Source organism: Trichocoleus sp. FACHB-40, assembly GCF_014695915.1.
Lineage (GTDB): Bacteria > Cyanobacteriota > Cyanobacteriia > Cyanobacteriales > FACHB-T130 > Funiculus > Funiculus sociatus.
Window position 1 is genome coordinate 250,546 of record NZ_JACJPF010000098.1, and the last position, 25,188, is coordinate 275,733.

Sequence of the window (25,188 nt, forward strand, 5' to 3'; positions counted from 1 at the left end):
TGCTTCCCTCCGGAGGCATTTAAAAATAACAAAGCCAAACTTTTATTGCTCCCCGTTTACTGATAGGGTCTGGAGGCGAGCTTCTTACAAACAGTTTTGATATTATTGCTCAAAAGCAAATAGAAATTAGCAATTACCAACCGTTCCCAACACCCATTCATACTCTCTCTGGATAGATGTTAATAAATCCATCTTCATCTCGGATGGCAACACATCCCAAGTGTAAGTTTCAATCTCCAAGTGCTTACAGGTATTTTCTTGCAGCAGATCTAGAACAGTCACAATATCGTCTTGAGTAGACTGTAATATTTGATAATCGCGGATAAAAATTGGGACGTGAAAGTGAGTTCGCCACTCCTCGGCGGATGATTGCTTGAGGTGCGGTAAAGCAGTTGCTAAGTCAGGATAGTGATGCAAAGTTCCATCACCATTCCGCTCTATAACTTGGTGCAGATAGGTAGATTCTGCAAAAGGATGCAACCGTTCAATTAGCAAGTTCTGTTCCTGAACAGTAGAAGGCAACGCCACCTGAATTGCGGCGCTTAGCTGAATCTTCCCAATTTGAATTCCCGCCGCTTTGAAACTTTTAAAAACTGATATTGGATCTTCATATTCCACCGCGAAATGACAGGTGTCATAGCAAACGCGCAGGTGTTCAAACAACTTTGCCTCGGCTACTTCCTGCGAAATATCCAAGTGTTTTGCTAACCACGCTCCTCCGATTGGTAATAACCAATTTTGGAAGAAATCAATGACTTCGGCAGCATTTTCAATTAATCCATCCGGTTCCGGTTCCAAATCCAAATGCAGCAGTTTCCCTGTTTCTTCCCGGATGCGTACCATTTCGGCAGCAGCTAAAGCTAAGTTTAAACTGCTGTTTTTGAAGACTGCATCGCAGCTTACTTTGTCTTCTACCCACCAGGGTTTATAAGATAACGGCAATGTAGAAATTCCGCCGTCAATTTCTTCTGGTAATAAGGCTGCCAGAATTTTCGCCAAGCGGATTGTATAATCTAACCGTTCCTGCTTTGACCAATCTGGTGCATAAACTTGGTCTTTTACAACTTGCCGATGAAATCCCCCGTAAGGAAATCCATTTAAGGTAAACACGTATAAATTTTGTTGATTCAGCCATATTTGAAATTGAGCTAAAGTATCTTCTTCCAGCAGTTCCCGTGCTGCTATATCTGATAACCGTAACCCAATACCGAATGGTTTCCCTGGTGCCAATCTTGCTTGGAGATTTGGAACGTATTTTTTCAGGTTGGCGAAGACTTCGCTCCAGTTTTCGCCTGGATGAATGTTTGTGCAATAAGTTAAGTGAAAGCTGCTGTTCCCAATTTTCATGCTTACGTTCTCTACTATCGAATGGCACTGAACTTAAGCCCTAAACTTTAGTTTAGGCTTAAAGCTAAAACCCGTTGGGACGGGTTCAAAGCTTACTTAAGCTCTGAACCCGAAATTTATTTCGAGGCTCCTTAATCAGTGCCATTCCTCGCTACTATCGAATGACACCTAACTTGATAAGGTAAGTTGGGTGAACGGTACTCAACCCAACCTACAAGTTACTGTCTGCTTAGCTTTATCAAGCTGTTTCAGGATAGAAACGGCTTGCATATATAAAGAGATATCGACTTCGTGAACTTCAATTCCCTGCCCAATTCCTTGCAGCAGCATTAGGGTTAATTCACCGCCCAAATGTTCCCGAAACTCGGTTAGTCCCCGGAATAAGCATCGGGAATTTCCTGGCTGTGTTGGAGCTAGTTCCGGCACATAAAGCGTAAAACCCAATGCCTTGAGTGTATTCATTATCTGCTGCCAGTGCGACGCGGAAAGCAGTCCAGCTAGATAAGAATAGGTGCTATCCAGTGCAATTCCAATTGCCACTGCTTCGCCATGACGCAGGCTGTAATTTGTCAAATGCTCTAGCCTGTGAGCCGCCCAGTGACCGAAATCTAGGGGACGCGATGAACCCATTTCAAAGGGATCGCCGCTGGTGGCAATGTGTTGTAAGTGTAACTGGGCGCAGCGATAGATTAGCTGTTGCATGATGTCCATATCGCGACAAGCGATCGCTTGTGCGTGCGTCTGGATATACTCAAAGAATTTCCTATCTTTAATCAGTGCAACTTTGACCGCCTCAGCAACACCGGAGCGCCAGTCTCGCTCGTTCAAAGTAGCCAGAAAATCAAAGTCATTCAAGACAGCATGAGGAGGTGCAAAAGTACCGAGAAAGTTCTTTTTTCCAAAGGCATTAATTCCATTTTTTACTCCGACTCCGGAATCATTTTGCGCCAATACTGTTGTAGGAATTCGGATTAATCGAATGCCTCTGTGAGCAGTTGCTGCGGCATATCCCACCATATCTAGCATGGCTCCTCCCCCAATCGCCAAGATGTACGAATGACGACATAAGCCAGCTGAATCAATAAGTTTGTGAATTTGCTCTAGCAACATTGGTTCGTTTTTAGCTGCTTCTCCCCCAAGGACTATCATCGGCTCAAGCATGAGCGTTAGGATGTCTCCATAATGCTCGCTATACGCTGCTAATTTACCTAACAGCCCCCGATGAAACCGCAATAACCCTCCATCTACAACTGCTATTACTTTCTTTGGTTCCGCATCTCCTTCGGATGCGATCGCTTGTGCAAGCAAAGGATTGTCCAATTCAAACAAACCTTTGGTAAAGTGAACGTTATAGCGAAAGGTAACGGGGACACATTGATGAATCGGTTCCAGATTCAAATCAGTCTTTTGCTTGATGCCAGTTGTCATATTTTTGTTTTTTAAATTACCGCGAACAATCGTACTTACCACAAAGAATTCACTTTCAACGTTTCCGGAAGTGCAGCGCGTTCCAAAGTTTGAAGAAACACTTCTACCGACTGAGAACCATTGACGTTGATTTTGTTATTGAAGATGAAGAAAGGCACGCTGTTGATACCGCTACGTCGCGCAGATGTCGCATCAGCCATCACCTCATCTAGGGCAGCATCACTGCTTAAAAGGCTGCGTAATTGTGTAGCATCTATGCCAGCAGCTTTGCCCACAGAAACAAGGGTTTCGATGTCTCCGATGTTTAACCCTTCTTCAAAGTAAGCTTTGTAAATTGCTTCAACTACAGCATTTTTACTTTTTGTTGGGGAAAGTGCGATCATCTGATGGGAAAGCGTTGTATTAACAGCCAAAGATATTTTGTTGAAATCTAGTTTTACGCCAGATGCCTCACCTCTTTGCTTAGTGTAGTCAAACAGGCGTTTCAATTCTTCGGGTTCCATGCCTTTTCGCGCCTTCATAAAGGCGCGAAACTCAACTCCTTGAGGGGGAATTGTGTCATCTAACAAGAAGGGATGCCACTGAATCTTTATTGCTTCGTATTGCCATTTTTCAAGTGCATCGAAGAGATGTTTTGTGCCAATATAGCACCAAGGGCAGGCGGTATCGTGAAAAATTTCAATGAGCATATGGCAATCTGGTTTTATTTTTGAAGATTAATGAACCTCAGAGGAGGAGAAAGGAGGGAGTTATATACCAGCCCTGAGTTTTGAAAGTTACTTTTTAAACGAACTACCCAAGAGCAAAAGAGGAGGAAAGGGAGAACTTCATAAATTACTGAGGATTGTTATATAAATGAATTTTGATTGTTGTGGTTCTATTTTCCTCAGTTAACCAGAGCATTAAGTGTGTATTCTTTTTCTGTGGGTTGGATGATTTCTTCGGCGAAAAAGTTTTGAACTGTTTCAAATTCTTCGATTAAGGCGGAGCGGTCTTTCTGTGCCACCACTTTTGCTAATTGGCTGTAGGTGTTCGCCAATCTCTCAATAGTTTGACATCTGTCTTCTGTTGCCAGCATGATGTCCACACATAAGGGCGGACTTTGGGCAAACAAACGTTTTACTATGTCAATTTCTAAGCGATAACTTGGGGTTGACATCGATAAACTACGGTCTATGTCTATTCTTTCTGCTGCTAGAAAAACACCGAGACTAAATCTAGAGAAATGCCGCGTTGCTTGAATAATTACCATCATGCGGTCATGTTCTTGAGGAGTGCATACAATCAGCTTGCTACCCTGACTTTCTATGAAGTCTAGAAACCATTGAAATGAATCCTGATTTCGCCCTGGACAAACTACAACTTTTTGGGATAGGAAAGATTTGACAGTTGGGCCAAACATGGGATGTAATCCGATTACAGGCCCAGCATGGAAATCGAGCATTGCTTGTACTGGCTGAGTCTTGATACTGGTAATATCTGCCAGTGCTGTAGTTGGAGAAAGATATTTAGCTGTACGCTTGATTACATCTATCGTTCTGTCAATAGGCACGCTGATTAAAACTAGGTCTGCTTGGCTTAGCAGTTTATCTGCATTATCCCAATCATTGTGTTCAAGAATGCTAACGTTGTGGCCTGCTGCTGAGAGTTGTTGTGTAAACAATTTTCCCATTCTGCCAAGTCCGCCGATAATAGTAATTTGTCGGGGACTGACATTATTTACAGATGAAAAGTTACTGGCAACGGCGAGACAACTCGTTACTACATTTTCCCAAACAGATTCCGGAACACCAATCTGGGAAAGAAAGGGAGCAATATAGGAAAGTTGTTCTTCAATTGGAACTTCTGATTCACTCAAAATCGATATGCGATCGCGTAATAGCTTGATTAGAAATTGGTCAGTTTGTTTGAGCTTATCTGGTATCATATAAAACTGCTCGTTAGTATTGTTTTCATTGCTAATGGCTAATTGTTTATTACCATGAGCCATGAACGCGGAGGCTGGGCTTCAAGTCACAGCAAATATTTGTGCCAGTATCATTGAGATTGGCAGCAGGCTCAAGACCAACAAACCATAAGGTAAATTTGCGAAACCAGCTGCAACTGTCGCATCCAAGACTATTAACGACAATACGCCCACCTTCACTGCGACTCGAATCAGGTCTGGAGTTGGTTCGCGGACGGCTTTTACAAAAGCAGGTAAAACCCGCCCAGCAAATAAAACAATAAACGGCAATGCGGCGAGAACTTGATAATCTGGCAAAAGCCCCAGCGCTAATATGCTGGCAATGACTGCGCCAACAAATAGCAAAGCTGTTATTCCCGTAGTCGCTTTTCCCCCATGTACTTCACCTTGGCTAATAGCAGTGACAGCAGCAATGTATGTGATAGGAATTAAAGCTAAAAACCAGCGTTCTCCTAACATTGCTGGTACAGCACTCACGCCTAGCAATAAATTGCCGCCGCGACAAATGCCCATGTTGACGGGGCCAAGAATTGAGTGGTGTTTGCCGAAAGCATCATATAGTAGGGCGGCAAAGGCGATGGTAGCAGCGATCGCGCCACTCAACCAGGATACTTGCAAGGCTGCAACTATGCCGACAACTAAAAGCAGACTTCCAAGCGCGATCGCACCTTGACGGGATGCGCGATCGCTAGGAATTGGTCTTTCTGGTCGCTCTTTGGCATCCAGTTCAGCGTCGAATACATCATTAAATACTACACCGCCACCGTATAAACCTGTGGTAGCTAGAAGTAACCATGCAAGTGTTGCCGATCCTGTTAGCGTTTGATTTAGGAATGCGATCGCTCCTGAAGCTGCAAAACCAACTAGAATGTCTGCCCAAGCAGTAACAATATTGGCAGGTCGCATTAGCTGTAGATAAGCCCACAAACGGTGGGAACTCAAACTTGCAGCATTCACTGTGATTCTCCGTGATTATAAGATTTTTTTCGGGAGTTATGAGGTAGAAGGCTATTTTTTGCTAATAGCTAATAGTGAATTGACTATGAGCCATGAGCCAATTACTCAATGAGTGCAAAGTCGCGGTTAGACTCTACGACTGGTGACTGTCCGCGCAGTACCGAATTTCCGTTGAAAAGTTCGCGTTGGTCAATAGGTAACGGTTCTAGCCAGTCTGCTTCTTTCATCTGACCACTTTGGCTATAAGCTTTTAGGGCATTTTCGTAACAGACAGCCCGCACATACTCTTCTGAGATTCCCCGTTCTAGCATTAGCTGGGCTGTCTTAGGTACAGCTAGGGGATCGCTGACTCCCCAATCTGCACTACTGTCTACGATTACGCGATCGCATCCATACTGGCGCACGATCTCCACCATCCTGGCATTCCCCATCTTGGTCTGCGGATAAATCGTGAAAGCAGCCCAGAAACCTCTATTTAGTACCTCTTCAACAGTTTCCTCGTTGTTGTGGTCTATAATCACCTGCGCTGGATCTAATCCATGCTCAATACAACGATCCATGCTGCGGTTAGTACCTGCTTTCTTGTTGCGGTGGGGAGTGTGAATCAACACCACCATATCTAATTCTTTTGCTAACTCTAGCTGTAGACGAAAATATTTGTCCTCAGCTGGTGTCATATCGTCATAGCCAATTTCACCAATAGCAACCACGCCCTCTTTACAGGCATAAAGCGGCAACAGTTCCATAACTTCTTCTGCTAACGCCTCGTTGTTAGCTTCTTTCGGGTTCAAGCCAATTGTGCAGTAGTGTTTGATCCCAAACTGGCTGGCTCGGAACCGCTCCCACCCGACAATGCTGCTGTAATAGTCCTTAAAACTTCCGGCGTTAGTCCGGGGCTGTCCCAACCAGAAGGAAGGTTCAATGACGGCAACAATGCCATACTCTCGCATCACGAGGTAATCGTAACTCGTGCGGGAGGACATATGAATGTGAGGATCGATGAACATCCTGTTGTTAGACATGGTTACTTCTTGAATAATGGATTTTGCAGAGTTATGAGTTTTGAGTTATGTACAACTTTTCTCCCCTTGTTAGGGGGGTTCTGACTTGGAAAGTGACACATCACATGAGTTTTGAATTATTAGACAAGATTTAACTCAAAACTTTTTCAGATTGTGGCTTATTGCATTCATATCCCTGGAAATAAACTTCCGGCTGAAAATTTAAACCCGTTAAAACAGGTTGAAACATTTACCAAGGAATAGTGACGACGACTTTAGCTATGAAGCCCCTTAGACGCTTTGCGGCTTCTGGAAGAGTATTTTAATTCAGGGCTGAATGAATGCCAGAAGTCTATTTTGGCTAAAACTGCTCCAAGTCAGACGGCCCTGCTCAATAGATGATTGCAAGTTTGGGTGACGAGCGAGTAGTTCTTGAGCTTGGGGTAAGGGACATTGAGAACAAGCCAAAGCAGCTGCTTCTTGCTGGACTGCATCAGGAGCGTTCAGCACCTTTTCCAAATCCGCTACTATCCGGGTGTCCGCAAACCGCCCGACTGGTCGCCAGAGTTCTGGCGTTACTGGACGTTTAGCCGCCCAACGTTCGTGAGCATAGTCTGCCAACATCCGTGCTAAATCTGGGTTAGCACGACGGTCGAGTCCGACGATGAGATGTAAGGGACTACCGACAAAAACAGCTTTTAGTACCATCTGGTTCCAAGCGTTGTTGTCGAAATAGTCGGCGGGATAAGGGTTTTGCAATGCGATCGCATTAAACACCGAAGTCATATTACTCCGTACTCCCTCGGCAGCTCTGGCGCAAAGCCGTTCTGGGTAGGGTAATATTGGCAAGCTTTGATAGAGAGCGACTAACTCTCCCACGTCGGCGGTGGTGAAGATTTGCTCAAGCGATCGCAGATATTTCTCCACATTATCCTGCGGCAGCGCCAGTATCAGTAAGGTGCGAGCCGCTTGATCTACGCTCCAATGACCGGGGAACCAACTTCTTTGTATTGCAACTGCTTGTAAGTCTTCTGGTATTAGCTCCAGGTTTTTTTTGCCCGTATAGCGAGGCACCGCACTGAAGGAGGTAAAGAATACTCGATCCTGATTACCTTGGGCAATCTGCTTTATCTTCTCATCTAGCCAGGTGAGACTTTCCTTGGTGACATTTTGTGATAGCCAGCGATGCAATAAGCCGCTTACGCCCTTTAGATCAAGATGAATTAAAGAATACATAATACTCATTAAAAGGGTTGGCTTTGGTTCAAGGTTCGCCTGGGGTGTGCGAATCGAATCCTAGATTACAAAAGTCATGAATTATGGGTTTATAACTCCTCGCTTCCTAACTCCTTACTCTTAACTTTTAATAATTTAAGGCAAAGTTGCAATGAATAATCTTTTGATACACTGGTCAATTCTTTTGATATTGTTGTGTCTCTAGCTTTATGCGATGAGTGCTTCTCCAGCTTTGAGGAGTTGTCTCGTAAAATTGGCGAAATTGGCGGCTGAAATGGCCTGCGTCTTTATAGCCTACTGCTTCAGCAATTTGATTTACTGCCTGGTCAGTTTCTTGGAGTAAGAAAAGCGCCTGTGCCATCCGACGCTTGACAATCCAGCGGTATATGCTCTCTCCGGTATGTTGCCGCACTAAGCTAGTCAGGTAAGCCGGAGAGTAACCAAATGCCTGAGCCACATCACAGAGCGTAATCGATTGATGATAATTACTCTCAATAAAATTGAATATCTCAATCATTTGGGGACATTCAGGAAATATTGAGTGCGGAGAAGACGCGCTTGCAGTTTCAGTAGGCGGTGAATCTGATCGCTGGTTCTCAGATGAACTCCACTGTAGTAAGGTAGCTTGTTTTTTCAAACGGGTAGCGATCGCGCTCAGCAATTCCTCTCCCATACAAGGTTTAGTGAGATAGTCATCCGCTCCCAGTTCCATGCCTTTGCGGAGGTCAGGTCGTTCCCCCTTGCAACTGACAAAAATGAAAGGAATAATCGCTGTCAGGGGATCAGAGCGCAGCGTAGCTAGGACATCGTAACCATTGGCTTCCGGCATTACAATGTCGCAAATTATTAGGTCAGGTAGCTGTTTTTGTGCCTTTTGAATTCCCAATTTACCGTCTTCAGCATCAATAGTGTAGAAACCTCCAGCTTTAAGGCATTCTACAAAGAAATTTCGCGTTGGGGCATTATCCTCAATTACTAAAATTTTCTTCACCATTTTCCCTATTACTCAACACTTACGTATGCGAACACATCCAGTTTCATTAAGTAAGAAGAGAGCTTGAATATTCAAAAAGTGCAATTTTGTAAAACCAATAACGCACTTCTAGTTTACCAAGCAAATTATGGACTTCCCCTAATCAGGTTAAGCCCTTATTTTTACACAATTTTTTTTTTGCTGAATGAAACAAGATAAAGTTGCTTGGCGGAGGCTAGGTAGGTTTTAAATTAGGTTAATCTCTCCTCTACGAAAATTCTCTTTTTAATATTAATATTTGTAAATACTCCTAAAGATAGAGATAAAAAACATCGTGTGTTTATCTATACAAGGCAAGTCAATAAAATATAAACTGATTAAATTCATAGGGCTTGAAGCCTTACGGTGAGCCAATTACAGCAATATCTGCGGCAATACTTACGTATATATAAAGAACAAAATCGAAAGAATTGACAAATACATCAATAGATTGTTCATTGCAGCCCCCCCTTAAAGTTTTGTAAGCTTCTTCACAGGGAAGACCGAACACGAAAGTGCTGTTAACTCAAATTTAATAATTAACAGAGTGAGCAAGCACTAAAAAACACAAAACAAACAAAGAAAACTTGTTGCGTTCTCATGAAAAAATTAGGTTAGTGAATCTGACGCAACAGAAAGAACGTAGTTTAAGCCTATTAAAGCGCTTAACTTTAATTTAAGAATTTTAATCGGGCAGTCGAGGCATAAAGAGAAAGCACTCCTAGAGATTACATATTCTCGCTGCTACTGGGTGATGTTCAAGTTTTTAAGAAGCATACAGGGACTTGCTTCAACTGCCTAGAAGTAATCGAAACCAAACGACCGAAAACTATATACCAACTTCTCCAATGAGTATTGAGTCCTACAAAGCATTCGCAACAGATACCTACACCTATGTAGATTCCGCGCCAGCCGATCCGACGCGCAATTATAAAAGCATCGATGACTCAAATATCAAGCCGGTTCTTAGCAATCAGCCGGAACTATCGCTTAGTGTCACCGAAGCGATCGCGTCGATGCTGGAAGAATTGGGAGTAAGCTACGCTTTTGGTGTCGCCGGGGGTGCAATGGCATCGCTTTGGGGTTCCCTGTCTAATAGCCTAATGCAGGTGCTTAACTTTCGTCATGAAAGCGGAGCCGCCTTTGCAGCCGTTGAAGCGTACTTTGCCACAGGTCGTCCAGCTGTCGTATTCACCACAGCCGGGCCAGGAATCACCAACGCGCTGACCGGGCTGTTTGCAGCGCGTGGTGAGGGTGCAAAAGTGATTCTCTTGTCAGCTTGCACTACAGCACCGCAACGCGGGCGCTGGGCTATCCAAGAAACCAGCGGATACACATTGCCGAAATCCGGGATATTTAGTTCCGGCGAGTTGTTCAACTATGCAACAACTATTGAGTCTCCTGAAGAACTTCCACAGATTTTTCGCAGACTTGCTTTGGGACTGTCACAACCGGGCGGCTTTGTCGCCCATTTGAGTATTCCTACCGGAGTGCAGACAAGTTTGGTGAATACATCTTTGCCTCGGTTAGACCTGTCTCATTCTCTGTTCGCGCCGAGTTCCGAAGCGATCGCCAAATGCGTACAGATGCTATCACAAGGATCGTTTGCCATCTGGGTTGGCTTTGGGGCACGGGGTGCAGCGGATGCAATTCGCCAACTGGCCGAAAAAACGGGGGCGGCTGTGATGTGTTCGCCGCGTGGTAAGGGCATCTTCCCAGAAGATCATCCTCAGTTTGTCGGTGTCACAGGCTTGGGCGGTCATGCTTCCGTACTGACATATATGCAAGAGCAACCGCCTTTGCATACCCTGGTACTGGGAACGCGACTCGGCGAACCTACTTCTTTCTGGAGTAATTCGCTGGTTCCCTCTGGGGGATTCATTCATGTTGATATTGACCCGGAAGTGCCTGGGGTTGCCTATCCATTTGTGAAAACGTTGCCCGTTCAATCTGACGTAGGCGTGTTTGTAGAAGCCTTGCTGAAGCAATTGCCAGAACGCCCTAGCGGGTCAGAGGCGGTGTCCCTGCCTAATCCTGAACGGGAAGTGATCGCTCCCGGCGCAGACAGCCCAGTGCGCCCGGAAATACTCATGGATGCAATTCAACGCATCATCGTCGAAGGCAGTGATGCAATAGTAATGGCAGAGTGCGGAAACTCATTTACTTGGGCAACTCACCTGCTGCGATTTTCCCAATCGAATCGTTACCGAGTCAGCACCGGAGTTGGATCGATGGGTCATACTGTCGCGGGTGTTGTCGGTGCAGCCCAAGCACGAAATGGCAAAGCTGTTGCCATTGTCGGAGATGGAGCCATGCTGATGAACAACGAAATTAGCACAGCTGTGAAATACCAAATTCCCGCCGTTTGGATTGTACTTAACGATGCCCGCTACAATATGTGCCACCAAGGGATGACATTGCTGGGACTCAAAGGTGCAGATGCAGCAATTCCCCCAGCGAACTTCGTTCAGATTGCTTGCGGGATGGGAGCTGAAGGGATTCGCGTCGAAAAAGAGTCTGATCTGCAAGCGGCATTAGAGAAAGCGATCGCATCCACCGTCCCCTTCGTTGTCGATGTCGCTATCGATGCCAATCGACCTGCACCATCCAAAGGGCGTAATCAGAGTCTTGCTGCACAAGGAGCCGTATCAACCCCGGTTAAGCACCTTTCATTCCCATTAGTTTAACCAAACTAGGGAAAAAGTAATTTTTAGGTTGGGCTTACCGTGTGGAAACCCAACAACTTGCTAAGGGAATCTTCAAGCCCCTCCCCGCGTAGGGGTGAGGTTGGGGAGCGAAAAGTTTGATCAGAGCCTTCCTCCACTCAAAGCTTTTCAAGAGAGAGGTTTCTTCGCGGCGAGACCCAACCTACCTTCTCTCCCACTCCCCAATCCCCAGTCCCCAATCCCTAATTAGGCGTATCAGGAGAGCTGTGTGAAACTGTTTGAAACTACGAAAGAAATGGGTCATGAGCAAGTTCTCTTCTGCCATGACAAAGAATCAAATCTTAAAGCAATTATCGCCATCCATGACACCGGGCTAGGTTCCGCGATGGGTGCAACACGTCTGTGGCCTTATGTAACCGAAGAAGATGCCTTGCGAGACGCACTTCGTCTTAGTCGCGGCATGACCTACAAAGCAGCTTGTGCAAACATTCCAGTCGGCGGCGGAAAAGCAGTAATTATTGCTAATCCGGAAAATAAAACCGATGAACTTTTCAGAGCCTACGGACGTTTTGTAGAAAGCCTAAACGGACGTTTTATTACCGGGCAAGATGTAAATCTTTCCCCTGAAGATGTTCGTCAAATTAGTAAAGAAACAAATCATGTTGTCGGTACTTCCGAAAAATCGGGAGGCCCAGCACCCATAACATCTATAGGAGTTCTTTTAGGAATCAAAGCTGCTACAGAGTTCCGGTTGCAAAGAAATGAACTTGCTGGGTTAAAAGTTGCAGTACAAGGACTGGGAAATGTAGGCAAGAATCTCTGTCAGCGCTTACATGAACATGACGTGAAACTCTTTGTCACCGATGTAAGTAAAGAGAAGACAGAAGAGATAAAACGTTTATATGGGGCAACCGTTGTTGAACCAAACGAAATTTACTCTCTTGATGTTGATGTTTTTGCTCCTTGTGCATTAGGAGGAATTCTTAATAGTTCCACAATTCCTCAGCTTAAAGCTCTAATTGTGGCTGGTGCTGCAAATAACCAGCTTGAAAATGAGCATATACACAGTAAACTCCTTGAATCAAAGGGAATCCTCTATTGCCCAGATTACGTAATCAACGCTGGAGGATTAATCAACGTTTACAACGAAATGATTGGATATGAGGAGGAAAAAGCTTTAAGCCAACTAAATAACATCTACAGCACTTTATTAGAGATTTTTGAGAGTGCTGAGAAAGAAGGTTATACAACTTATGAAGCTTCTAAAGTTTTGGCTGAAAAGCGAATTCTGAAAGCTAAGCATATCAAGCTTATGCAGCAAACAAATTGAAGGAGTGAACTGTGGAAAGAAATACGTTTGCAACGTCTGCTTATATTGCAACTTCGCCGGAGATAGCCTTTGACTACCTGTGTAGTTTAAAAAATTTGGACGAGTGGACTCTCTTCAGCCGGATGGTAGAGCAAGTTGATGAAGATACCTGGCTGGGAACAGCATCTGGCTATCACAAAAATCTCTACTATCACGTTAAAAAACTAGAAAATCCGCTATTTTACGGCATTGAATGGCACTGCGGATTTGAGTATCAGAAGTATTTTCAAGTTTACCCTGTGTTGCTTTTTCCTGCTGACTACATCGAGCCGCGAACGGATGAAAAAGGAGTCTATTTTCACTGGCTAAGTTTTGTCGATCCCAAACGACAAACTCAGATGATTATGCAGGGAATTCACACGGTACACACTTCCGAGTGTCGCTCTCTCAAAGGTGTTTTAGAACGCAAGGCTGGTCTTACCGCAGCAGCGAAAGGACGCTATTTTATCGATACTGACACTATCTATGTTGATGCGCCAATTGAAATTGGGGTTGAATACTTAAAAGATTTGCGGAACATAGATGAGTGGGCGCATCTACTGCGACCAAATGGAGAAATAAGTCCTGAGTTTGGTGAATTCAAGGATGAATATGACCAGAAGGTGAAAGTTTCTCTGAGACTGCATACTTTGAGCAAATATTACTTGCTTGAGCAGGAAAACTTTTATCCAGACTACGACTTTTATCAGCGGTCTGTGGCGCTGATAATCCCAACATCTTATGCTTTCGGAGACCCGGAAGCTCCTGGTTTCATCCTGCATCGGATTACATTTTGGAAGACAGGTGAAACTCTCGCTCACGGCAAACTCCAGATTGAGGATTTTGGGGCTGAGAGCATGAACATTAAGCGATTTGCCGAAGCTAAAGCTGGCAACGTTAAATCGTTTGATCGTGGGATGAGTTATGTACCAGTTAGCCATTAGCTTTTTGCTAATGACTAAGAGGATGTCTGAAAAGTCATGATCGAGACGCTTAGATGGTGGAGATCCCCCTTGCATCCCCTTTTTAAAGGGAACTAAGACTTGATTCTCCCTCCTTGAAAAGGGGGGCTGGGGGGGAGCAAACTAACTACTTCTCAGAGATCCTCTAATTCTCAAAAATTACTTAGAGCCAATATCGCCTGAGATGAAAGTGAAGCAATTCTCTATTGCATTTCTAATTTTTTGTAGTGTCGCTGTTGTAGGAGCAAAAGCCGCAGAAGCAGTATCTTTTACAATACTTGCGGACGGTCTTGATAATGCAAAAGGTCTTAGTTTTGGCCCTGACGGTGCGCTGTATGTTACAGAGGCGGGAAGGGGGGGAAACGGGGTTTGCGTTCCATCACCGAGCGCCCAAGGCGATTCTTTATGTTATGGAACAAGTGGTGCAGTAACCAAAATTGAGAATGGAACTTTCAAGCGGATACTTACCGGACTTCCTTCGGTAGCATTACCAGACGGTACGGGAGCCGCTGGCCCTCACGATATAAAATTTGATGCCAAAGGTTCGCCTTATGTTTTGGTTGGGTATGCTGCTAATCCAGCTTTACGCGATCGCATAATCGGTGACACAGACCTTGGCAAAATCATCTCTGCTGACTTCAATACAAATTCGTGGAGCAGTATTGCAGATTTAGCTAACTATGAACTCGCTAACAATCCTGATGGCGGCGATTTAGTTAGCAATCCCTTGGATTTTCTCATAGATGGCAATAAGTTTGTTGTAGTTGATGCAGGTGCGAACGACTTGCTGGGTGTAGGCATTAATGGGAACGATTTGAGAGCGATCGCGCTCCTTCCCACCCAGATATTGACTAATCCAGTCTTTCCAGGCCCTGACTCGGTACCTTTCGATCCCGGACAGGTGCCTCCTACTGGTACTCTTCCTGATACACCACCATTGCAGTTTCCAGTTCAACCAGTACCCTCAGCTGTGGCAAAAGGTTTGGATGGTGCTTATTACGTCAGCGAATTTACTGGTTTTCCTTTTCCCGAAGGTGGAGCAAAAATCTATCGTGTTGGTGCTGATGGTCAACCAACCGTCTACGCTGATGGCTTTACGCAACTAACAGACTTGGAATTCGATGCAGAGGGTAATTTGTATGCCTTGCAGTACGCCAATCAGTCAGCCTGGAAAGGTAATTTAGAGGCAAGCCTCTTCAAAATAACCCCAGATGGCGATCGCACAACTCTCCTGGGCGGTAATGGCCTAGAGTCGCCTACTTCCCTGACTCTGGGCCCCGATGGTGCAATCTACGTCACAAATCGCGGCGGTCGCCCTGGACAAGGGCAAGTCCTAAGAATTGATCCCAAACCTGTGCCAGATCCTAGTTCTGCTATAGCCTTATTCACCCTTGGCATAGGTGTTGCTCGGATGCGGAAGCGTAAATGTGCGATCGCAGATCGTCAAGTCAACTAACAAACTTTCATTCACTTAAATCCAACTTTGCGACACATGAAACTCAAGCAATTTACTCTGACATTTCTGATTGGTCTTACCGCTATTACCGGAACCAAAGCCGCCCAAGCTGCATCGTTGACTGTGGTTGTGGATGGAGTTAGTAACGCACGCGCTGTTAGTTTTGGTCCTGACGGTACGCTCTACGTAGCCGAGCCTGGTATCGGAGGAAATGGCAAGTGTCAGGCATCACCTAGTACGATATTTCAGCCGATCTGCGCTGGAAATAGTGGCTCAGTTGTCAAACTTACGCCAGACGGTCAGCAGTCGCGGATATTTCAAAACTTCCAGTCTCTAGCAGAACAACCCTCTGGAAATCAAGGAGCTGGTCCTCAGGATCTACAATTTGATTCTTTTGGTAATGCTTATCTTCTAACTGGGTTTGCTGGTTATCCGGGAAATCGTGATGCAGAAACAATTGCCCTTGGCGCTAATTTTCCAATCCCACCAACGCAACTCGCTACTTTCCCTCCAGCCGCACCCGATGAAGTCTTAAATACTTCTAACTTGGCAAAACTGTTCAAAGCTGATTTGATCACGCAAGAGCTAACTGAGATTTTCGACTTCGGCAAATATGAAATCATTAATAATCCTGACGGTGGAGACGTAGTTACCAATCCCTACGACTTGACTATTAGTGGCGATACTGCTTATGTCATTGATGGCGGTGGGAACGTAGCCTATAGCCTCAAACTTGATGGCAGTGATGCAAAAGCAGTTGCACTTCCTCTGAACATCATTACTAACCCAAAACTTCCACCACTTCCACCAGGAGTAGAGCTTCCACCAGGGCTAATAAACTTTCTACCTCCAGATGAGGCAGGAAACCCTCGGATCACAATTCAATCCGTACCCACTGGTGGGGCAATTGGTCCCGATGGTGCTTTATATGTTGGTGAATATTCAGGCTTTCCCTATCCACAAGATCAAGCGCGGATCTTCCGAATTGGGGAGAATGGTATACCAGAAGTTTATGCTGAAGGGTTTAACGCAATTACAGAACTAACGTTTGATAAGCAAGGCAACTTGCTAGTCTTACAGTTCAGCGACCTGTCACAGTTAACAAGTCCGAACATCCAGAACTTGCCTGGTTCTTTAATTCAACTAGCTCCTGATGGGACTCGCACAACCCTCGTCGCTGCGGGTGAAGGGCTGGAATCGGCTGATGGTCTTGCTATTGGTCCTGACAACCAAATTTATGTCACAACACGCGGTGTTGGACCCGGGCGAGGACAAGTCGTTCGGGTTGATACCACACCAGTTCCCGAACCCGCTTCGGTACTGGGTTTATTAGCCATTGGCACAATAACTGCTGTTGCCAGAAAGGGCAACAAACAAAAACACAAAAACACTAAAGCTTTGACAGAGACGATCTAACAACTTTTGGTAGATACCTTAACGCATGGTTGCGATCGCCTGAATGAAAAAAGTGTAGCGCGATCGCAACCATATAAACCCACCCAACCAGGAATTCAATCTTATGGGATTACTAAAAAATCTTTCAATTGCCATTCTCAGTACCGGATTTATAGTTGCAGCAGCAGCTGAAGCCAAATCACTAACCTTAACCTACGAGCGTAGTATTGGCAGTCCTGGTTTCGGCCCTGGGCAGCTGTTTGTTCCCCAAGGCATAGCAGTGGATGCCGCCGGGAATACCCTCATAAGTAACGGTCGCGGTCTTAACCCAGACGGCAGTTTTAACCCAGACATCGGTAACAAAGTTGAAGTCTTCGACCCTCAAGGTAACTATATAGGAGCAATTGGCGAGGGCGGCAAAGGCCCCGGACAATTTGACGAGCCATCAGCTTTAGAAATTGATCCGGATACTGGGAATTTGTATGTAGGGGATGTTTTCAACAACCGCGTTAATGTCTACGATCCCCAAGGTAATTTTATTAACTCCTTTGGCTCATTTGCCGGACTCATACCGGGTAGGGCTTTCTTTGGCCCCTCTGGTGTGACATTCGACAAAGCTGGCAATGTGTATGTGGGTGATTTTAGCGGCGACAAGATCAACAAATACACTAAGGACGGCGAGCTAATCGGTTCCATTGGCAGCTCTGGAACCGAACCTGGGCAGTTCCAAGGGCCAGCAGGTTTGAGAATTTCCCCAGTTAGTGGAAATTTCTTTGTGAGTGACCAGTTTAACAACCGCGTTCAGGTACTCGATCCAGAAGGTAATCCTATCTTGACGTTTGGCAAACAAGGCACCGGGCCTGGAGAGTTTAATCAGCCAATTGGCCTAGAAGTGGATGAGTTTGAGAATATTTATGTGGCTGATTCTATCAACAGCCGCGTTCAGGTATTCGATAAAAACGGTAACTTCCTCACTGCATTTGGTTCAGCTGTCGCAGCACCACCTCCCCAACTAGGTGAGCCACCTTTTGGCAATCCCCTCGACCTCTCACCAGGGAAATTTAACTGGACGGCTGGCACAAGCTACAAAGATGACAAACTCTATGTGGGCGATTTCTTCCAAGGTCGCGTCCAGGTGTTAAACATAGACAGAACCGCAGTACCTGAACCTTCCTCCGTATTGAGTTTAGCGTTCCTGGGGATTGGAGCGGCGGCGACATTGAGAAAACGGCAACAAAAGTCAGTCATCGATTTGACAAGCGATCGCGATCGCACTGGTGTTTAGCAACTAAACACGAGACAGAAGCGGGGAGTATTGAAAAACAAAAGACAAGCGTCATAAAGCAAGTGAAGGTTTGTCTTTTTGATGTTCCTCCGTCTCTAACAAATTTTTCCCTAAAATAAGAGGACTATTACTGATGGACGCAAATGAATCCAGCGGTAGCAACCCGTTTGCTGGTGGCAACCCATCATCTACTGGTAACAGCAACCCAAACTCTAGTGGTGGCACCCTGCCTCGGCAATCACCCTTTGATCGGCTGTCTGTAGTTCTTGGTGATAACTCACCCTTTGGCGGAAGCGGTTCTCCTACAGGTGGTAACTCTTCCTTTAACGACCTACCCTATGGTGGCAACCCGTTTGCTGGTGACAATCTCTTCACTATCTTCGGTGGCGGTGCCAACCCCCTGAGTCGTAGCAATTCATCTACTGGTGGAAGCAATCCCTTTGCTGGCGGCGGTAGTGGCGGCGGAAGCAATCCATTCGCTGGTGGTAGCGGCGGAAGTAACCCGTTTGCTGGCGGCGGTACTGGCGGCGGAAGCAACCCGTTTGCTGGTGGCGGTACTGGCGGTGGAAGCAATCCGTTCGCTGGCGGCAGTAGTGGTGGCGGAAGCAATCCTTTTGCTGGTGGCGGTGGAAGTAACCCGTTTGCTGGTGGCGGTACTGGCGGTGGAAGCAATCCGTTCGCTGGCGGCAGTAGTGGTGGCGGAAGCAACCCGTTTGCTGGCGGCGGTAGTGGCGGTGGAAGTAACCCGTTTGCTGGTGGCGGCGGAAGCAATCCGTTCGCTGGTGGCGGCGGAAGCAATCCGTTCGCTGGTGGCGGCGGAAGTAACCCGTTTGCTGGCGGCGGTAGTGGCGGAAGTAATCCTTTCGCTGGCGGTGGTAGTGGCGGCGGAAGCAATCCTTTTGCTGGTGGCGGTAGTGGCGGAAGTAATCCATTCGCTGGCGGTGGAAGCAATCCATTCGCTGGTGGTGGTAGTGGCGGCGGAAGCAATCCATTCGCTGGTGGCGGTAGTGGCGGAAGTAACCCGTTTGCTGGTGGCGGTGACGTATCGTTCAATAGTAGTAACGCACCCATTGGGAATGGTAACAGGGACATCGGAAGCGATAACGCAACCATCGGCAATGGTAACTCGGACTTCAGTAGCGACAACGCAACCATTGGTAATGGTAATTGGCAATTTGGAAGCGATAACGCAACCATCGGTAATGGTAACTGGCATTGGGACTTCAGCAGCGACAATGCAACCATTGGCAATGGCAATTGGTATTTAGACTACGTTAGCGATAACGCAACCTTGGGTAATGGTAATTGGCACTTCGGAAGCAATAACTCAACTATCGGTAACGGTAACTGGGACTTCGGAAGTAACAACACGGTCATTGGGAATGGCAATTGGCTGTTCACCAGTAATAACACAGTCGTTGGTAATGGCAACTGGCTAGTTGATGGTGACAACATCACCAGCCCGGAGACATTATTGCCAGAGATAAAGACTACTGTTGACGACTTGATTAACTCCCTCATGGGCAGGATTGGTGAAGACTTTATTGGGTTAACAGGCAATTTAGGGGAATCGGAAAGTCAGACGTTTAACCGGCTCATCCTTGCCAAAGATACTGGTACTAATGACGGTAATGTTCAGTCTGTACCTGAGCCTGGATTTTCTACACCGCTGGTAGTGCTGGGGCTCTCATTTTTACTGTATTCAAGGTTCAAAAAGCGGAGTAGACAGAAGCTTAGCGTCTGATACTAATTTACTGTTTTAATGGCACATTGAATATTCCCTCAACCCCCTTTTAAAGGGGGTTGAGAAGAAGTTTAAGTATAACGTTCAAAAAAGCGAATTGGGATGAGATTGGCACATAAGGGAAATATTGGCAAAAGCAAAATTTGAGTCTAAGTTGGGTAACTTTCTCAAATAGGGCTGTTAATACCGACTTTTAACTAGAACTTGGATTGACTTTATTATGTTTTTTGATTCCCACAGCTATATAACCAGAGGCGGCGTTCACATAACTCGTTCCATAATCGAGATTTCAATGGAAACTGCCATTGAAGAGATTTTGGGACGCATTAATTCTCAGCGAGGAGGTTTGCTTGCAAGCAGCTACGAATACCCAGGAAGATACAAGAGATGGGCTATAGGTTTTGTTAATCCACCCTTGGAACTCGCTACACGCGATCGCTCTTTCACTCTGACAGCACTTAACGAGCGCGGGGTGGTGCTTTTGGCTTATTTGGCAGAGCGTTTAAAGTCGCGATCGCAACTTCAGGAAATCACTCTGGAAAAGTATTTTATCACTGGTTCTATAAAACCAACAGAAGAATCTTTCCCCGAAGAAGAGCGCAGCAAGCAACCTTCTGTCTTCACTATTGTTCGCGATATTCTACATTCTTTTTACAGCATTGAAGACGAGCATCTGGGGTTATATGGCGCGTTTGGCTACGACTTAGTATATCAGTTTGAGTCAGTTTCCCAGCTTCAAGAACGTCCAGCAGATCAGCGGGATTTGGTGCTATATCTGCCTGATGAATTGACGATAGTTGACTACTACCTTCAGAGCGCATATCGTATCCAATATGAATTTGATACTGTGCATGGCAATACCAATGGTTTACCTCGTACAGGTGAGGTAATTGATTACAAAGGTAAATGTCTTACCCGCAATCAAATATCTGACCATGCCCCCGGAGAATACGCCAACCAAGTTAACAAAGCGCTTGATTACTTCAAAAGAGGCGATTTGTTTGAGGTCGTTCCCAGTCAAAGCTTTTTTGAAGTATGCGAAACCTCCCCTGCTAAACTTTTCCAAACATTAAAGCAGATAAATCCTAGTCCCTATGGATTCATCTTTAATTTAGGTGGGGAATATCTGATTGGTGCATCTCCAGAGATGTTTGTGCGTGTTGAAGGAAGGCGCATTGAAACGTGTCCGATCAGCGGTACTATCGTGCGCGGACAAGATGCTATTGATGACGCGGATCGCATTCGTCAGTTACTCAATTCCCGCAAGGATGAATCTGAGTTAACAATGTGTACTGATGTCGATCGTAATGACAAATCCCGCATTTGCGAACCTGGATCAGTAAGAGTAATTGGTCGCCGCCAAATTGAGTTATACAGTCACTTGATCCATACAGTAGATCATGTTGAAGGAATATTACGACCTGAGTTTGATGCTTTGGATGCCTTTTTAAGTCATACTTGGGCAGTGACGGTGACGGGCGCTCCAAAACGGGCAGCAATGCAGTTTATTGAACAGCACGAACGTAGCGCCCGACGTTGGTATGGCGGGGCCGTTGGATGCTTAACTTTTAATGGCAATCTGAACACTGGCTTAATTCTGCGGACTATGCGTTTGAAAGATGCGATCGCAGAAGTTCGAGTTGGTGCTACTGTCCTTTATGACTCGGTTCCAGAAGCGGAAGAACGGGAAACTCTCACTAAGGCAGAAGCTCTTTTTCAAACAATTCGCCAAGCTAAACAAACGAGTGTTGAAGTTCTGCCAAATAGTTCGGTAGTTGGCGAGGGGAAAGTTCGTTTTGGAGAAAACAAGCGAGTCTTATTAATTGACTATGAAGACTCGTTTGTGCATACCCTTGCTAACTACATCCGCCAGACTGGTGCTACAGTCACAACGCTACGTCATGGGTTTTCAGAAGAAATTCTTGATAGTAATCCAGACTTGGTTGTTTTATCTCCTGGCCCTGGCAGACCCAGTGAATTTCATGTACCAGAAATGGTAAAAGCTTGCGTACAGCGACAAATTCCCATCTTCGGAGTTTGTTTAGGGTTGCAAGGAATTGTTGAAGCTTTCGGGGGTGAACTGGGAGTTCTCAACTATCCACAACATGGTAAGTCATCGCGTGTTTTTGTCACAGATTCAGAATCGGGTCTTTTCCAAAACTTACCGCAATCTTTTGAAGTCGGTAGATATCACTCATTGTTTGCTCTGCAAGATTTATTGCCTGAAGAACTGAAAGTTACAGCTATTTCCCATGATGATGTGATTATGGGAATTGAGCATAAGATACTCCCAATCGCCGCAGTCCAGTTTCACCCAGAATCTATCATGACGCTTGGTGGAGAAGTTGGTCTGGCGATTATTATCAACGCGATCCGTACCTATGCAAAAGGTAGTGATTCTTCAAATCTGGTGGAAGAGAAGATGACTGTTCAGGAAAATCTGGATGGGAATTCGCAAATTAATTCCGACTTTTCCACTGTCCGACATTAAAGCGATCGCGTTTGTTCTTAACTCAAGTTACCCCAATGCAAATCCATCGCAATCCGCCAAATCTCGAAGTCAATATTCTGCAAAAGATTGTAAAGTACAAGGAGCAAGAAGTTGCTCAAAGCAAAGAACAGCTACCTTTAGCAACTCTTCAAGAGCAGCTAAATGATGCTCCTTGTCCAAAGGATTTTCTGATGGCTTTACAGCATTCAAATTGCCCTAGTTTGATTGCAGAAGTCAAGAAAGCGTCACCTAGTAAAGGAGTAATTCGAGCGGATTTTGATCCAGTTGCGATCGCGCAAAGCTATCAGCGGGGTGGAGCAACCTGTCTGTCTGTGCTAACCGATCGCAAATTCTTCCAGGGTAGCTTTGAAAATCTGCATCTTATTCGTCAGCGCGTCACACTACCGCTACTCTGCAAAGAGTTTATCATTGACCCCTACCAAATTTATCTAGCGCGGACGGTGGGAGCGGATGCCGTGCTGCTGATTGCAGGCATCTTATCAGATCGAGAGCTGCAAAACTTTCTGAATATTGCTTGTGATCTGGGTATGAACGCGCTAGTAGAGGTGCATACTTTAGCAGAACTCGACCGGGTGCTAAAGCTCTCAAACGTGCGATTAGTGGGGATTAACAACCGTAATCTGGAGAATTTTACGGTCTCACTAGAAACTACACAGCAAATAATGGCACAGCGGCGGGAAAAGTTGCACAGTTTAGGGATAACGGTTGTCAGTGAATCTGGTCTGTACACAAGAGCTGATTTAGACCTTGTGGCTGAGGCTGGTGTCCGTGCAGTTCTGGTAGGAGAGTCTTTAGTTAAGCAACCCGATATAGAGCAAGCTGTACGCAGTCTGCTAAGGCTTGATCTCCCCGCCTACGGCGACCCCCCTAAAAAGGGAGTTGAGGAGCATACCCCTGGTATAAATAGCTCTGCTTTTTAACGGGTTTAACTCAACAATAGCCCCCCTAAAAAAGGGGGTTGGGAGGATTTTTGCCAGATGAACACGACTAACCGAGATGTATTGAGGTGATCCCATGAAAGCAATGGTTATAAAAGACTTCGGCGGTTCAGAAGTCTTTGAACTCCGCGAGGTAGATAAACCAACACCAGGTAAAAACGAACTTTTGGTGAAAGTTTATGCAACCTCCGTTAACCCTGCTGACTGTGGGGTGCGTCAAGGGGTATTTGGCCCAAGAATCAAACTACCCGCAATTCTCGGCTATGACGTTTCCGGTGTCGTCGAAGCGATCGCGGAAAATGTGAGGGATTTTCAAGTAGGCGATGAGGTATATTATGCCATCGGACTTATGGATGGCGACGGTGCCAACGCTGAGTATCATGTAGCGAATAAATCGATTGTCGCCAAAAAGCCTGCAAATTTATCCCATCAAGAAGCAGCTAGCATACCCGTAGCAGGCGGTACAGCGTGGGCTGCACTGATCGACCGGGCAAACATCAAAATCGGCGAAACTGTACTAATTCACGGTGGTGCAGGAGGTGTAGGCTCGTTTGCTATCCAAATCGCTAAGGCGGCGGGTGCATACGTTTATACAACTTGCGGCGGCTACGACGTTGATTTCGTGAAGTCCATCGGTGCAGACAGAGCAATTGACTACCGAAACGAAAACTTTGTTGAGATCATTCAGCGCGAAACAGCCGGACAAGGGGTTGACGTTTGCTTGAGTACGGTTGGCGGCGAAGTTTTCGCCCAAAGCCTGATAGCAACCAAAGTTGATGGTCGTGCTGTTACTGTGACTGGTGTACAAGGCGACCTCAATATGGCTATTGGGAAAAATATTACTGTTCACTTTGTCCATTTAGAGCGTCCCCGCCCTAAACTCGAAGCGCTAAGAACCTTAATTGAACGAAGTCAAATTAAGCCTGTTGTCGGGATGACCTTTGGGCTTAATCAAGTTGACCAAGCCCATGAAAGGCTCGAACAGGGTGGCGCGGGCGTGCGCGGCAAAATCGTTTTACAAGTTGCATAAGTTGCTAATTACTCCAAAGCAATTAGCCATTAGCAATTAGCCATTTTTAAAGGAATATCAGAATGAATTCTATCTCTGATTGTTTTGAGTCTTTACGCGATCGCAACCAGTGCGCTTTGATTCCTTTTCTCACAGCTGGAGATCCTGACCTGGATACAACAGCAGAGGCTTTACGAATCTTAGATCGCAATGGTGCTGACATGATTGAGTTGGGCGTTCCCTATTCAGATCCGCTGGCAGATGGCCCTGTGATTCAAGCCGCAGCGACTCGCGCTTTGCAACAGGGAACCAAATTAGAACAGGTTTTAGAGATGCTTCAAGCTGTCAGTCCTGGCTTAAAAGCGCCTCTAATCCTATTTACTTATTACAATCCAATTTTGAACCGGGGCATTCAGCAGTTTCTAGAGGACATTGCGAGTGCAGGGGTAAGAGGGCTGGTGGTTCCCGATTTACCATTGGAGGAGGCTTCAAACCTGCTACAGCAAGCTGCTGCTTTGGACATTGAAGTAATCTTGCTGACGGCTCCCACCAGTTCCAAGGAACGTATTGAAGCGATCGCGCAACAGTCTCAGGGATTTATTTATTTGGTGAGTGTCACTGGCGTTACCGGGATGCGATCGCAAGTCCAAGGACGTGTTAAGGATTTGTTAGTAGAGATGCGCGCCGTAACCGACAAACCGATCGGCGTTGGTTTTGGCATCTCTGGAATAGAACAAGCTCGTCAGGTAAAGGATTGGGGTGCAGATGCCGTAATTGTGGGAAGTGCCTTTGTGAAACGTTTGGCATCTGGTACTCCAACTCAAGGACTGCAAGCTGTTGAGGAACTTTGTCGAGAGTTGAAAGAAGCGATTACCCCCCAATTAATCAAGCATTAAGAATCAAAACTTAAAAATGAAACGTTTTTT

Annotated in this window: 19 protein-coding genes; 11 read left to right on the forward strand and 8 right to left on the reverse strand. The window is 45.7% G+C overall.

The window, feature by feature from the left end; all coding sequences use genetic code 11:
- Positions 1–126: 126 nt before the first annotated feature.
- The 8 genes from eboE to H6F63_RS22135 all read right to left on the reverse strand — a co-directional run bounded on the left by eboE (position 127) and on the right by H6F63_RS22135 (position 8,929).
- The gene (eboE, locus tag H6F63_RS22100) at positions 127–1,347 is read right to left on the reverse strand and encodes a metabolite traffic protein EboE (protein ID WP_190639573.1); all 1,221 of its coding nucleotides are present in this window, start codon (positions 1,345–1,347) and stop codon (positions 127–129) included.
- A 201-nt stretch (positions 1,348–1,548) separates the two neighbouring features.
- Complete coding sequence (locus H6F63_RS22105; RefSeq protein WP_190639574.1) at positions 1,549–2,775, reverse strand: 3-dehydroquinate synthase; 1,227 nt, start codon at positions 2,773–2,775, stop codon at positions 1,549–1,551.
- Between the two features lie 35 nt (positions 2,776–2,810).
- Positions 2,811–3,464 carry a DsbA family oxidoreductase gene (locus tag H6F63_RS22110; protein WP_190639575.1) on the reverse strand — a complete coding sequence of 218 codons (654 nt, stop codon included), beginning with the start codon at positions 3,462–3,464 and terminating at the stop codon, positions 2,811–2,813.
- Between the two features lie 197 nt (positions 3,465–3,661).
- Positions 3,662–4,702 carry a bifunctional chorismate mutase/prephenate dehydrogenase gene (gene tyrA, locus H6F63_RS22115; protein WP_190639576.1) on the reverse strand — a complete coding sequence of 347 codons (1,041 nt, stop codon included), beginning with the start codon at positions 4,700–4,702 and terminating at the stop codon, positions 3,662–3,664.
- 81 nt (positions 4,703–4,783) lie between these two features.
- Positions 4,784–5,698: a UbiA-like protein EboC gene (gene eboC / locus H6F63_RS22120; RefSeq protein WP_347276827.1), complete on the reverse strand. Its 915-nt coding sequence runs from the start codon at positions 5,696–5,698 to the stop codon at positions 4,784–4,786.
- Between the two features lie 101 nt (positions 5,699–5,799).
- Complete coding sequence (locus H6F63_RS22125; protein WP_190639640.1) at positions 5,800–6,705, reverse strand: TatD family hydrolase; 906 nt, start codon at positions 6,703–6,705, stop codon at positions 5,800–5,802.
- Between the two features lie 321 nt (positions 6,706–7,026).
- A complete protein-coding gene (locus H6F63_RS22130; RefSeq protein WP_242020019.1) occupies positions 7,027–7,944 on the reverse strand; it encodes an EboA family metabolite traffic protein in 918 nt (305 codons plus the stop codon).
- A 166-nt stretch (positions 7,945–8,110) separates the two neighbouring features.
- Positions 8,111–8,929 carry a DNA-binding response regulator gene (locus H6F63_RS22135; RefSeq protein WP_190639577.1) on the reverse strand — a complete coding sequence of 273 codons (819 nt, stop codon included), beginning with the start codon at positions 8,927–8,929 and terminating at the stop codon, positions 8,111–8,113.
- An 851-nt stretch (positions 8,930–9,780) separates the two neighbouring features.
- On the opposite strand from H6F63_RS22135, the gene scyA reads away from it, so the two are divergent.
- From scyA to trpA, 11 genes are all read left to right on the forward strand, one after another.
- Complete coding sequence (scyA, locus tag H6F63_RS22140) at positions 9,781–11,634, forward strand: scytonemin biosynthesis protein ScyA (RefSeq protein WP_347276831.1); 1,854 nt, start codon at positions 9,781–9,783, stop codon at positions 11,632–11,634.
- 247 nt (positions 11,635–11,881) lie between these two features.
- The gene (gene scyB, locus H6F63_RS22145) at positions 11,882–12,943 is read left to right on the forward strand and encodes a tryptophan dehydrogenase ScyB (protein WP_190417367.1); all 1,062 of its coding nucleotides are present in this window, start codon (positions 11,882–11,884) and stop codon (positions 12,941–12,943) included.
- A gap of 11 nt (positions 12,944–12,954) precedes the next feature.
- The gene (gene scyC, locus H6F63_RS22150) at positions 12,955–13,905 is read left to right on the forward strand and encodes a scytonemin biosynthesis cyclase/decarboxylase ScyC (protein WP_190639579.1); all 951 of its coding nucleotides are present in this window, start codon (positions 12,955–12,957) and stop codon (positions 13,903–13,905) included.
- Between the two features lie 202 nt (positions 13,906–14,107).
- Positions 14,108–15,379, forward strand: coding sequence for a ScyD/ScyE family protein (locus tag H6F63_RS22155; protein WP_190639580.1), 1,272 nt, complete (start codon positions 14,108–14,110; stop codon positions 15,377–15,379).
- Positions 15,380–15,415: 36 nt separating this feature from the next.
- A complete protein-coding gene (locus H6F63_RS22160; RefSeq protein ID WP_190639581.1) occupies positions 15,416–16,795 on the forward strand; it encodes a ScyD/ScyE family protein in 1,380 nt (459 codons plus the stop codon).
- A gap of 103 nt (positions 16,796–16,898) precedes the next feature.
- A complete protein-coding gene (gene scyF, locus H6F63_RS22165; protein WP_190639582.1) occupies positions 16,899–18,059 on the forward strand; it encodes a scytonemin biosynthesis PEP-CTERM protein ScyF in 1,161 nt (386 codons plus the stop codon).
- A gap of 133 nt (positions 18,060–18,192) precedes the next feature.
- Complete coding sequence (locus H6F63_RS22170; RefSeq protein WP_190639583.1) at positions 18,193–19,803, forward strand: hypothetical protein; 1,611 nt, start codon at positions 18,193–18,195, stop codon at positions 19,801–19,803.
- Positions 19,804–20,023: 220 nt separating this feature from the next.
- A complete protein-coding gene (locus H6F63_RS22175) occupies positions 20,024–22,294 on the forward strand; it encodes an anthranilate synthase (protein WP_190639584.1) in 2,271 nt (756 codons plus the stop codon).
- A gap of 35 nt (positions 22,295–22,329) precedes the next feature.
- Positions 22,330–23,235, forward strand: a complete 906-nt coding sequence (trpC, locus tag H6F63_RS22180) for an indole-3-glycerol phosphate synthase TrpC (protein ID WP_190639585.1) — start codon at positions 22,330–22,332, stop codon at positions 23,233–23,235.
- Between the two features lie 94 nt (positions 23,236–23,329).
- Positions 23,330–24,283: a zinc-dependent alcohol dehydrogenase family protein gene (locus H6F63_RS22185; protein WP_190639586.1), complete on the forward strand. Its 954-nt coding sequence runs from the start codon at positions 23,330–23,332 to the stop codon at positions 24,281–24,283.
- Positions 24,284–24,345: 62 nt separating this feature from the next.
- Positions 24,346–25,158 (forward strand): tryptophan synthase subunit alpha, encoded by an 813-nt coding sequence (trpA, locus tag H6F63_RS22190; protein ID WP_190452882.1) that lies wholly within the window; start codon positions 24,346–24,348, stop codon positions 25,156–25,158.
- Positions 25,159–25,188: the final 30 nt, after the last annotated feature.